This window comes from Legionella nigrisilvae (assembly GCF_977063395.2).
Genome location: NZ_CDRUGZ020000042.1, coordinates 310,299 through 322,395, shown reverse-complemented (window position 1 = coordinate 322,395; position 12,097 = coordinate 310,299). Strand labels below are relative to the sequence as shown.

Below are 12,097 nucleotides of genomic sequence, written 5' to 3'. Positions count from 1 at the left end.
TAACCCAGGTTTACAACCCAAGAGAGCCCAGGTTTGGCCTCATTTTGCACTGTCGATAGATGTTTACCAATTAGTCAAAGCTTCATAGGTATTTGTGGCGTGTGCTTTTAAAAATTCAGAAAAATCTTTGACATCCAGTGGCTTACTAAAGTAATAGCCTTGCATGATGTAACAACCATTTTCTTTTAAAAATTTAATTTGTTCTAACGTTTCTACACCTTCAGCCAGACAATCAATATTCATTCGATGAGCCAAAGCAATGGTGTTTATTACAATATTTCTACTATCAATACTGACGTCAACATCTTGGATAAAGGTCTTATCAATTTTTATTTTATTGACTTTAAAGAGCTTAAGATTACCAAATTCAGAATAACCAGTACCGAAGTCATCAATGGCTAGGGAGATCCCCATTTCGGTAAATTTATTAATAATTGGGATGGCGTCGTTTTGAAATGCATTGGACTCTGTTAGTTCAAGTTCAAGAAACTTGGGGGATAGCTGCAGTTGATTTAAAATTTTCTCGATACGCTCAACCAGATCTTGTTGGACTAGCTGTTTTGCTGACAAATTAACGGACATAACTAATTTAAAGCCGCTGTCATGCCATTGTTTCAATTGATGGCATGCGGCGTTTAATACCCATTCACCAATCGGAAGAATCATACCGTTGGCCTCGGCTAAAGGGATAAACTCCAATGGGGAGAGCATTCCTAATATAGGATTTTTCCAACGTATTAAAGCCTCGGCACCACAAACTGTTCCCGTTCTTAAATCAATAAATGGTTGGTAATTTAAGATGAATTCGTTATTTTCAATAGCACGATACAGTTGATTTTCTATATTTAATTGTCTGGAGGCATCGGCAGTAATTACGGTATTGAAAATACGTACGCTATTTCCTCCACGCTCGGTAGCTAATGTTCGTGCGGCTTCTGCGTGCGTAATCAAGGTATCTACATCGCGGCCATCATTCGGAAATATACTGATACCCACACTTGCTGTTAAGTTTAATTCTTGTTGGGCAACATACACTGGATTTTCTAATACAACAAATAATTCCTGAGCACTGTCTTCTGCTTCCAGCGAATCAATGATTGGATCGATTAAAATAACAAATACATCTTTGCGTAATAGAGAAATGAAATATTTTTTATTCTTTTCTGCAAGTTGGGCAAAACGTTGGGCGATGCGGTGAATAATTGTAGCGGATGCTTGATGACCGATACTATCATTAATTTTCATCATATTGTTTAATGAAAAACAAGCAATGGCAAATTTTTGGTGTTCTCTAACCGCTCGTTCCGTTATATCCTGAATGTGATCAAAGAGAAAACGTTCATTAGGTAAATCGGTTAATAAATCATGTGTGGCTTGATAGGTTACTAATTTAAGCGATTGTTCTAATTCTTCGGTGCGTTCTTTAACTCGTTGTTCTAACAAAGTATTCATATCTTCGAGCTTATGGTTCAGTAAAGCATTCTCATAACCCAGACGAAATACTTTTAAAATGATTCTATTCCCTACAAAGCAAGCCACGAGCATAAATATCCCGAGCACGAAAAAGGAGCCCGTAACCGACATACTAATATGACTCGCCTCAGAATGAAATAAGTCAATGATTAGGAAGAAATGATATAAAATGGTAGGGGTGAGTAAACAAACAATACTGGTTACACCCATGGTTAAATCAATTGCCGTCGAGAAGGAAAAACAAATTAGAACAGCAGACAAAAAGATGATGGTGGTCATTCGTTGATCCATTCCATCATCCATAAACAAAATACCAATACTGCTCCATACCAGACAGATTAAAATAACAAGATAGAGGAATCCTTTCCGACATTTAAGAATTTCTTCGCGAGTTATATGCTTGTATTCAAAACGAAAAGCCCATAGGACATTGAGCAAGTTGGCAATCACCAAAATAGAGTACCATGAAATAATTAATACAGGTCGAGTTGTACTATAAACCGCTAAAACGTAAAGAAAAGCACCAACGATATTGGCAAATGCACCTAGCTTGACCATGCTGTGAAAGGATTTAGCTGTTTCAAATTCAATTTTTCGATCAATCTCGCGCTGTTCACTGGAAGTTAATTGCGGCGCCTCGATAAATTTATGTCCTGTAATGGGCTTTGACATATAAGCTCCTTGCTCTATCATAATATTGACAGAGTCATTTCCTAAACCCCTATATATAGTATATTACTATTTTATTTTCTTGCTTTGAGTACTCAAATTGTTAAAACATAGAGCATAACCTCCAAAATACTTTTATTTTGAACTCGTCCTGGAATTTTTTCCTGCAGGAGCAATCGAAACTGATTTTGTTCTGCTAGTTTTTTAATATAGTCAGGATGATGGCTGAAACGTGCACTCGTTTCAAGCGACCAAGGGATAGTCGAACTGATCTCAGTACTAAAGATAAAATAGCCTTTGGGTTTTAGATGGTGGTAAATAGTATGAAAGAGTCCGTCAAGTTCACCAAAATAAGGTAATACATCGGCTGCGACAATGAGATCATAAAATGCTTTATTTTGTATTAGAAATTGGTTGATTTCAGCTTTCACCAAATTGTCATAAATTTCTTTTTCTTTGGCCTGAGCCAACATTTTTTCTGCGATATCAACGCCGGTTAAGTGTTTACTTATATCTCGAAGAACGATCCCGGTTAAACCCGTGCCGCAACCTAAATCTAAAGTGTGGGTGTTCATTGGTAATTCGAGTTGATGAACTACACGTGCCACATGTTGCGGGATGGAATAATTTAGTGTCCCTTTCATATGTTGATCATAATAAAGCGCGTAGTTGTTAAATAAATTATGGGCATATTCGGGAGTAGTTTTTGCTTGCTCATCCCCAGTGATTGCGTGAAACATATGGGCACTTATTGTATCTTGTGGATTAATCGCCAGTGCACGCTCTAGATACTCTCTTGCTTTATCTCTTTGTTCTAACTTAATGTAAATTGCGGCCAGATTATTCAGCGATGAGGTATGGGTGGGTTCTAAGTCGAGTATATGGTCAAAAAGAATAACGGCTTCATTTAAATGACCTAAAGCCATTTGCGCTACGCCCGAATTATATAAGTATTCAATATTATCAGGTTCTTTTTGCAACAACACATCATAATGCATGAGCGCATTTTCAAAACGATCATGGTGCATGAATGTTGCTGCCAAATTATTACGGGCTTCAATATTCTCGTTGTCCAGGGCTAACGCTTTACTGAAATAATCGATTGCCAGTTGGTTTTGTTGTCTTTTTAAAGCAATGACGCCTAAGTTGGAAAGTGCCTCTATTTGCCTGCTATCTTGATCTAAAACATTTTGAAAAGCTTTTTCTGCTTCGACAAGTGCATTTTTTTCGAGGTGCAAAACACCGAGATAGAACAGTGCTTCCGTATGAAAAGGATTTAAAGAAACGACATTATTAAATTGAATTTTAGCCGCATCCAATTGGTTATTTTGCAACAACAATAAGCCCAAATTAAAATGAGCTGCACTAAAATCAGGTTCAGCATGAACTGCTCGAGTATAGTGTAATAATGCTTGTGGATAATTATTTTGCAAAGCATAAACTGTCCCTAAATTATTATGAGCTTGGGCATAATCGGGCTGCAGTTTTATGGCTTGTTGATAATACTCTGTTGCTTTATCAAGCTGATGTAATTTCTTGTAAGCGTTCGCTAGGTTATTGAGCAGACTGGCATTATCAGGACTTAAGGAAAGCGCTTGTAACAGATAGAGAATTGCGTTATCCATGTCACCTAGTTGAGCATAAGTGAGTCCTAAAAAATGCAGGGTATTTAGATGCTTGGGCTCCTGGGACAATATTTGTTCATAAAGGCTTATGGCTTGGGGCAGTTGACCTTCATATTGAAATTTATATGCTTGTGCAAAGAGTGCATCCGTATCCATCATCAATTCTTAAGTAGATCACGCAATTGCTTTAAGGCGTGTGCGCGGTGACTGATATTATTTTTAATTTTAGCAGGTAATTGAGCCACCGTGCATTCAAACTCAGGAATATAAAATATGGGATCATAACCAAATCCACCTTCCCCCAGAGGAATGTCCTGGATCACTCCTTTACATCGACCGGTTGCGATGATTGGAGTAGGATCTTTTGCATGTTGTACCACTGCGATGGCACAGTAAAACCAAGCTTCGCGCTGTTGTAAAGGAATATGGGCTATTTTTTCCAATAACAAATGGATATTCTCCGCATCGGTTGCATTGGCGCCTGCATAACGTGCGGAATAGATTCCTGGTTCACCGTTTAATGCAGGCACTACTAGCCCTGAATCATCAGCTAAAGCAGGTTTTCCTGCATGTAGACTAGCATGACGCGCTTTGATAAGTGCATTTTCAATAAAGCTTAAACCATTTTCAACCGCATCTGAAATTCCCAAATCGGTTTGTGGAGTACAATCAATAGGCGCTAATAAATCGCGCAATTCTTTAATTTTTCCAGGATTACTGGTAGCAAGAATAATTTCTTTCATCATTTAAACTATAAAAAGTGGAGTTACATAAACCTCTTAAGGTGAAGCACCGGAACCTTGAAAATTAGGCACTCTATGGCAGTTAAAAAGTTTTTTTTAAACTCCTTTCGAAAAGTTATCCAGTTTAACCTGATGGATTAAAAATAGAAATTAATTTTGTGATAATACCTGCCCTGTCTAACTTTATTAGCAACCAAAGTTTACTTTTTTTGATCACTTAAGTGATTAAAAATTAAACTAAACAAATAGCTTTATTACCGCATTTAGGCTAAAATATGGTTTTTGTCGGATCACTCAACAATGCCTATTTCACATCTTTTATTGGCTCTTTTAGTTGTGGTAATTTGGGGGGTAAACTTTCTTTTTGTTTCTTTTGGACTGGAAGAAATTTCACCGCTGTTGCTCTGTTCCCTCCGCTTTTTATTAGCAAGTGTTCCGGCTATATTTTTTATCAAAGTTCCTCAAGGCTCATTCAGAGTAATTGTCCTTTATGGCTTTGTTATGTTTGCTTTGCAATTTTCTTTTCTCTTTATGGGTATGAACATCGGTATGCCTGCTGGAATGGCCTCTTTACTCATGCAAACCCAGGTTTTCTTTAGTATGTTTTTTGCTGTGATTTTTTTAGGTGAGCAACCTAATATGGGGCAGATTATTGGCGCGTTAGTAGCTTCGCTTGGAATTGGCTTGGTTGCCATGCATTTTGATAGTGAAATCTCTTTGCCCGGTTTTATTTTAATTCTTGCCGCTGCTGCCACTTGGGGATTTGGGAACCTAATTACTAAGAAAATTAAAGGGACGAATGACAATATGATGGCAATTATTGTCTGGGGTAGTTTTGTTGCATGTCTACCGATGTTTGTCTTTTCTTTAATCGTTGAGGGACCTGCTAATTGGGTTTATACCTATGAACATATAAGTTGGCGAGGTGCTCTGTCATTAGCCTACATTGTATGTGCATCCACTTGGATAGGTTATGGAGTTTGGAACTGGCTCATCGCCCGTTATCCAGTTGGAGTAGTTGCTCCATTTACTTTATTGGTTCCTATTGTTGCTATCCTTAGTTCAGTTCTAGTTCTTGGGGAACCGTTTCAGTTATGGAAACTTGCTGCCGGATTATTAGTCATCGGCGGTTTGTGCATCAATATCTTGGGCGCCCGCTTTTTTACCGTTAAAGTACAATCTGAAACCGCATAGAATAAATCTGGCCATGGATGGTAATGGGACTTGGGTGCAGCAGCGATGCGCAACTTGAGTTTCACTTCTTGGCACCCAGGCTATAACTTGATTGAGAAAATGATATATTATATGCCTTTGTTATTAATATTGGCCTTCAATGATTCATTCGAAAACCATAACCTTGTGTGCAGATGATTTTGGCTTAGACTCCGGGGTTTCAGAAGGAATTCTTAAATTAATAAGCATGGGACGGTTGTCTGCTGTTAGTTGCATGGTGAATATGCCCGGTTTTATTTCTTATGCAAAACAACTTCTTGCTTTAAAAAAAAGCAAGCACATCAAAATTGGCTTACATTTCAATCTAACCGAAGGTTATTTAACCTCAATTCCGGGACAATCGAGCTTTACTTTAGCTGAATTGTTAATAAAAACACATATGCGCTCAGTGAAACTATCGTTCATTGCCAAAGAATTTTTAGCTCAATTGGAACAATTTACTAAAATCATGCAACAACCCCCTGATTTTATTGATGGCCACCAGCATGTTCATCAATTTCCTGTGATACGGAAAGTGGTGTTAGATCTTTATACTCAAGAATTGCGAAATTATGGGACTTATATTCGTTCCACTTGGCCTGCTATTAATCTGCCCCAATATCGATTTAAAGCGAAAGTGCTTCGATTTACTGGAGGAAAGGCCTTAACGAAACAATGCATTAAATTAAACATCCCACATAATCAGTATTTTTCAGGAATTTATGATTTTGCACCCAATACAAACTATAGAGAATTATTCAGAAATTGGATGCTTTTCGCGAAGAACAATACTTTGTTTATGTGTCACCCAGGCGAAAGTTTAAATAATTCCGATCCTATCGCTTTAGCGCGGATTAAAGAATTTAATTATTTTTCAAGTAATGATTTTTTAAAAGATTGCGAGGAGTTTCATATTCAGTTAGAGCAAGATGAACCTCTTGTGTATTCCTAAAGCAATTCAAGGTTAAATTTACTCGTTTACTCTTTTTATGTATGATCTTTTTAGACAATTATACTCTATTTGGAAAAAGGAAGAACCTTTGAATGACGTGTTTTGGATCTCTTGCGGGGCGATCATGGGTGCGAATTTACGTTATCTCGTGAGTCGTTTTTCCGTTAGATATTTATCAGCAGATATTCCTTTTGGAACCTTCATTGTTAATCTTACTGGAAGCTTCATTTTAGGCTTTTTTCTTGCTTGGACTTTAGAACGAGTGGAAGTCGATCCTCGATGGCGCTCCTTTGTAGCGGTTGGGTTTTGTGGTGCTTATACAACTTTTTCTAGTTACAGCTATGAAACCTATGTACTGATTGAACAAAGTGATTACGCACTTGCTGCGCTAAATTTTATTTGCAATAATCTTTTTTCATTATTGGCTGTGGTTGCGGGCATAGCGCTCGCTCGGGCAATCTAGTATGAATCATGTAAGCGTTTCTATCTATATTAATGAAGCAGATAAATGGCAACATCGTCCTTTGCACCTTGAGCTATTAAGCATGCTGGATCAGCACGAAATTGCAGGGGGAACAGTTTTACGCGCAATAGCTGGATTCACCCTTAAAAATCCTGTTGTTTCGACCTCATTGGTTGACATAGGAAGTAAGCTTCCCCTGATGGTGCAATTCATCGATACCGTCGAAAAGGTGGATGCCATTCTACCTAAAGTGAAAGAAATGGTGGGACATCGTCTTATCATTCGCGAGCCTGTTGAAGTAGTTCAGGGGATTCTCGCTGCTCCCTTTGAAAATCCATGAGCTCCAAAATCCTATAAAAAAGATAACTTTCGAGTTCTCTTCATTTCTACTAGGTGTCCACGTATAAATTGCTTGTAAAAATCTATTTATATACTATAATTATCTATAAATAGAGGGTTATGATATGAACCATTTACATTTGGCACCTTTTACCTCTCAGGATTTAACTGAAGATGTGCTGAAACGCAATACTCAGAATGTAGTTGCACTCTTTAAACATTGGCAATTGAAAAATGAAGAAGAATGTGAACTATTAGGAGGAATTAGTCCCGCGCAACTTGCCAAATTTAAAAAAGGTACTGCGCACATATCGGGCAGAGACACAATCGAGCGGGTAGGAAATCTCTTGGGAATCCACAAAAACTTGAGAATTCTTTATCCATACAATCGAGAAGTAGTCTATCAATGGATAAAAGGAAGAAATCAGAAACTTCACAATCTTCGCCCTTTGGACCTTATGCTGGAGCAAGGTTATATTGGAATTGCTCAAATAAGACGACTTACGGATTTTATGCGGGGGCAGTAGCGTGTCTTTGTTTGATACAGTCAGGGACTATTCACAAGATGTTTTTAGAAATATAAGGGGCATCAAGGTATCTCAAGATTTATTTGATGATCTCAGTGATGATCCAGTAAATTGGGATGCAGCCAATACCATAGAAAGTTATACTCATCCTGACTTAACCCACCAATCGTTAATTCAACGCGCATTTGACTACAGCAAGAATGATTTTATTGATTATCCATTTGAAAAAATAACCAGCTCCCGTTACAGCGACGGTACCATTGCGTGTTGGTATGGCTCAGAAACATTGAAAACGACGGTATATGAAACCAACTATCATTTTATTCAAGAAATAAAGGATTCCTGGGAAATTTTTCAAACCCAAGATATGATCATCATCGATAGAAGGGTGGCAAAGGTTTATTGCCAGGGACTAGGGCTTGATCTAACAGGAAAAAAAGAAGAGTTTCCTTGGCTTGTTGATTCGGATAATTATACTCAATGCCAAGAAACGGGTAGACGGGTAGCTCAAGAAGGACATCCTTTATTAATTGTTCCCTCTGCTCGTCATGTACAAGGAATTAATCTTGTCGTGTTTAATCCCAATTTACTTTCGAACCCTAGAGAGTATTGCAGACTACAATATGTTTTCGATGTAAAAAAGAGAACAATACAATGCATTCGAGGCGAAGAGGATATTATACTGAAACAAAGTGAGGTGGAAATTTGATTGGCTAGGTCAATTAGATGCAAGCTATCTCTTGATTCTACCTGTGTCCTCGAGTACTACTTTATAATCTGACGGCAAGCCCAAACTCTTGAAATGATGAAGCTGTAAACGGAAACACATCCCAAGACGAGAAATAAAGCAAACAGGTAATTTAAGGTGGTGTAACGTAGAAGTAAGAAATAAAGCATTTCATTAATTAGTCCTGCAGAAACAGCTACTAGAAAAAAATGCGGAAGGCTCAAGATTTTTTCATCATGCAATTGCGCAAAGGTTAAATATTTGTGTCCTAAGAAGCTGACATTGAAAGCAATTAAAAAAGCAAAAATGTTGGCTATTAGGGCCTGCACATGCATAAATTTCACTAAATTGAACACAGTAAAGAGGTGGATTAATGCAGCAGACCCACCAATACCTATAAAATAAATTAGTCTATACCTTAATTTTAATGGGGTTGTCATCAAAACTGGATTCCTCATCAATAACGTAATGGGGCCGGTGTTTGACTTCATCAAAAACTCGACCGATGTATTCACCCACTACCCCTAAAGCAAACAATTGTAAACCTCCAAAAAAAGTAATTGTAGTGACTATAGTGGCCCAACCCGGGGTTTCTATGCCAAAAATCATGGTACTGATAATAATCCACACGCCATAGAGTATGGCCAGGGTAGCAACGCTAATTCCACCAATAGCAATCATTCTTAAGGGGAATGCAGTAAAGGATGTAATTCCGGTGATGGCCAAATCCAAGAGCGAGTAAAAGTTCCATTGTGAAGTACCTGTTTTACGAGGTTGGACCTCAAAAGGAATGGCAATTTGTTTAAACCCCACCCAACTGTATAATCCTTTCATGAAACGATTTCGTTCAGGTAATTTTTGGAGTGCTTTTACGATCTTCCGATCCAGCAGTCTAAAATCCCCAGCATTTGCAGGGATGTTGATCCGGTTTATCCGTGAGGTAAATTGATAAAATGCCTTTGCGCACGTTCTTTTTAACCAGGATTCATCGGAACGATTTTGCCGGACGGCATAAACCATATCATAGCCTTCTTCCCATTTGGCAAGAAATTGACTTAAAAGTTCAAGGGGATGTTGGAAATCAGCATCTACTAGGATAACGGCGTCACCTTGGGCGTGATCAAGGCCTGCACTTATGGCATTTTCTTTCCCAAAATTTCGACTAAAACGGATGCAGCGAAGCACAAATTGAGATCTTAACTGCTGAATAATCAACGGGGTATTGTCCTGACTTCCATCATCCACAATAAGTATTTCATAAGCATATCCAAGTTTTTGCAAGGTATCAGTCAATGCAGCAATGAATTCGGCTATTCCTGCTTCTTCATTGTAGACTGGGACAACGCAGGAAACACGTTTTTTATGAGGTACTGATATGGACATTTTTGGGTTTAATAAGTACGGGAATGCAGTAAAGCGTCTATATTAACCCGAATCGAAAATTCTCGTAAGTGGATTTAAATTTTTTTTCTTCTTCTAAACAGAAACTGGTACTATGACATCCTGTTTTTTGCTTCAAGTGTTATGGACAAAATATGAAGTATACTGATTTTGATGTGGTATGGAAAAATAAGAGTGGCCCCATTTTCCTAGATAGTAAAGTGGCTAAATTTTTATTTAAACAAAAAGAAGGGGTAACTTTTCTACCTTCCTTGTTTAATAGTTCAATTTCAGAAAAATCGTCAAAATTAAGCCTTTTTTCGAGTGCAGCCCAATTTACTTTTAGTCATAATATAGTCCGATCAGGTGCCAATCAATGGCATATTATTGATAATACTCACAAGGGGAAAGGTGGGTTTGGCTCAGTAAATGAATCAAAATTTAAAATTGTTGTCACTCATGACTCCAAAAAAAAGGGATATTATGCCCAACTCATCCCTGTAAACGATGTCGTCAAAATACAACTGCCTAACGAGGATACACCCTATGCTGAACTTTTGTCGCGGACTTTAAAGGAAGCAGCACGGCAAAAAAAGCATGGTGTGAATGTTGTGGGTGTTGTTGGGGCAGGAGATAAAGTGCTTACAATCCTTGAAGATTGTGGGACCAGTCTTGATAAGCTATTACCTTTTACTCCTAGCTATAATTATCCGTTTCAATTCCGGTTGGAAGTGGCTGCACGCATAGCGAGTGAAAAACTTTTGTTGCAACAAAAAAATGTGGTGCATCGCGATCTTAAGCCCGCAAACATCTGCTATAAAAAATTAGAGAAGGGACAATTTCATATTATTTTTATTGATTTTGGATTAGCTGAAGACATCGACTCAAAGAATAATCTAAGACGATCAGGAACTCTGGCTTATATGGCTCCCGAGGTCATTCTAGGCCAGGGTAGTACTTATCAATCGGATATGTATGCTTTAGCAGCAATTTTTGGCGAAATTTTTGGCGCAAAGGAAATTTTAAAATTTAAGGAATTAGCATTAGATCTGAGAGATTTAGCTCGAGCCCCCTATTGTTTTGATGGTTTATTTACAGGTTATGATGTATCCAAAATTGATCCTCATCTTTTAGCAGATATTAAAACCTTACTGAGTCATCTACAAAGTGGAATCCCTGAAGAGCGTCCGACAATCGAACAAGTTAATAAATTTTTAATTACTCTGCCCGCAAGGATGGATGCTTATGAAGATTTCAATAATAAATGGGCACTCATGTCGCAACATTTTGCAGAATTTGAGGCCTATCATCAACGTATGAATTTATTAAAATCAAAGCATTCTTTACTCCCATTTAGGAATAATCAATTAAATGAAGAGAATTTATTGAGTCATGGATTTAATCGGGGAATGCTTCAGAAAAGACAGGCAATTTATAAAGAAATTTCAAAATTTGCTTTACCCCGTTCTCACTATGAATTGTCAAAAACATTGATAAAGGAAAATCGTAGAGCAGATTTTGAGGATGAAGATAATCCTTACCCTAATGTAGAAACAGTAATTCGGATGCTGCAACAGGAAAATTTGAAATTTAAAAACGCAATAGCTAGTTTTAATGAATGCGCCAAGGTGATAGTGAATGGGAACCAATTAACAAGAAAATTTATGAATACGAACAGCACCGGAATGAGAAAAATTGGGCGTATTTTAAGTTCATCCTTATCTCCTTTAGAGCAATTGGAACAATTACATCAAATTGGTCAAGCAAAAACGACAGCCGGATTCTTTTACTTCTTTAGCCATTCGAAAATTTTGGGTAAAGGCCGGCATAAGAACATGGAGAAACTGTACGAAAAGTTGGCTCAGATCGACCCGGAAAAAGAGCAAGATGAGTATTTTGCCAAAACTCAATTAGAGGAAATTACTCAATTTATTCAAACTACGGCAACATTTACGCATTAATTTTATAGGAGCCTAGTGCAGCGAGT

The 12,097-nt window shown here is 37.7% G+C and carries 12 protein-coding genes; 7 read left to right on the top strand and 5 right to left on the bottom strand.

Going from position 1 to position 12,097, the window contains the following annotated elements; genetic code table 11:
* Nucleotides 1-63: 63 nt before the first annotated feature.
* The 3 genes from ACWTE2_RS29745 to rdgB form a co-directional block, all read right to left on the bottom strand.
* Complete coding sequence (locus ACWTE2_RS29745) at nucleotides 64-2,145, bottom strand: putative bifunctional diguanylate cyclase/phosphodiesterase (RefSeq protein WP_454785592.1); 2,082 nt, start codon at nucleotides 2,143-2,145, stop codon at nucleotides 64-66.
* A 92-nt stretch (nucleotides 2,146-2,237) separates the two neighbouring features.
* On the bottom strand, nucleotides 2,238-3,923 hold the full coding sequence (locus tag ACWTE2_RS29740) for a tetratricopeptide repeat protein (RefSeq protein WP_454785695.1): 1,686 nt from the start codon (nucleotides 3,921-3,923) through the stop codon (nucleotides 2,238-2,240).
* A 2-nt stretch (nucleotides 3,924-3,925) separates the two neighbouring features.
* Complete coding sequence (rdgB, locus tag ACWTE2_RS29735; protein WP_454785694.1) at nucleotides 3,926-4,510, bottom strand: RdgB/HAM1 family non-canonical purine NTP pyrophosphatase; 585 nt, start codon at nucleotides 4,508-4,510, stop codon at nucleotides 3,926-3,928.
* A gap of 300 nt (nucleotides 4,511-4,810) precedes the next feature.
* On the opposite strand from rdgB, the gene ACWTE2_RS29730 reads away from it, so the two are divergent.
* The 6 genes from ACWTE2_RS29730 to ACWTE2_RS29705 all read left to right on the top strand — a co-directional run bounded on the left by ACWTE2_RS29730 (nucleotide 4,811) and on the right by ACWTE2_RS29705 (nucleotide 8,712).
* A complete protein-coding gene (locus ACWTE2_RS29730; protein ID WP_454785591.1) occupies nucleotides 4,811-5,704 on the top strand; it encodes an EamA family transporter in 894 nt (297 codons plus the stop codon).
* 139 nt (nucleotides 5,705-5,843) lie between these two features.
* On the top strand, nucleotides 5,844-6,674 hold the full coding sequence (locus ACWTE2_RS29725; protein ID WP_454785590.1) for a ChbG/HpnK family deacetylase: 831 nt from the start codon (nucleotides 5,844-5,846) through the stop codon (nucleotides 6,672-6,674).
* Between the two features lie 97 nt (nucleotides 6,675-6,771).
* The gene (gene crcB, locus ACWTE2_RS29720; RefSeq protein WP_255464402.1) at nucleotides 6,772-7,137 is read left to right on the top strand and encodes a fluoride efflux transporter CrcB; all 366 of its coding nucleotides are present in this window, start codon (nucleotides 6,772-6,774) and stop codon (nucleotides 7,135-7,137) included.
* Nucleotide 7,138: 1 nt separating this feature from the next.
* Nucleotides 7,139-7,477, top strand: a complete 339-nt coding sequence (locus ACWTE2_RS29715) for a DUF190 domain-containing protein (RefSeq protein ID WP_182392496.1) — start codon at nucleotides 7,139-7,141, stop codon at nucleotides 7,475-7,477.
* A gap of 124 nt (nucleotides 7,478-7,601) precedes the next feature.
* Entirely contained in the window at nucleotides 7,602-8,003 is a 402-nt protein-coding gene (locus ACWTE2_RS29710) for a hypothetical protein (RefSeq protein WP_182392497.1), read from the top strand.
* A gap of 1 nt (nucleotide 8,004) precedes the next feature.
* Nucleotides 8,005-8,712: an RES family NAD+ phosphorylase gene (locus ACWTE2_RS29705; RefSeq protein WP_182392498.1), complete on the top strand. Its 708-nt coding sequence runs from the start codon at nucleotides 8,005-8,007 to the stop codon at nucleotides 8,710-8,712.
* A gap of 56 nt (nucleotides 8,713-8,768) precedes the next feature.
* On the opposite strand, the gene ACWTE2_RS29700 is transcribed toward ACWTE2_RS29705, so the two are convergent.
* Both ACWTE2_RS29700 and ACWTE2_RS29695 read right to left on the bottom strand, forming a co-directional pair.
* Entirely contained in the window at nucleotides 8,769-9,170 is a 402-nt protein-coding gene (locus ACWTE2_RS29700; protein WP_454785589.1) for a GtrA family protein, read from the bottom strand.
* Complete coding sequence (locus ACWTE2_RS29695; protein WP_454785588.1) at nucleotides 9,142-10,113, bottom strand: glycosyltransferase family 2 protein; 972 nt, start codon at nucleotides 10,111-10,113, stop codon at nucleotides 9,142-9,144. Before ACWTE2_RS29695 ends, ACWTE2_RS29700 begins: the two co-directional genes overlap by 29 nt.
* 152 nt (nucleotides 10,114-10,265) lie before the next feature.
* On the opposite strand from ACWTE2_RS29695, the gene ACWTE2_RS29690 reads away from it, so the two are divergent.
* Nucleotides 10,266-12,071, top strand: a complete 1,806-nt coding sequence (locus ACWTE2_RS29690; protein ID WP_454785587.1) for a protein kinase domain-containing protein — start codon at nucleotides 10,266-10,268, stop codon at nucleotides 12,069-12,071.
* Nucleotides 12,072-12,097: the final 26 nt, after the last annotated feature.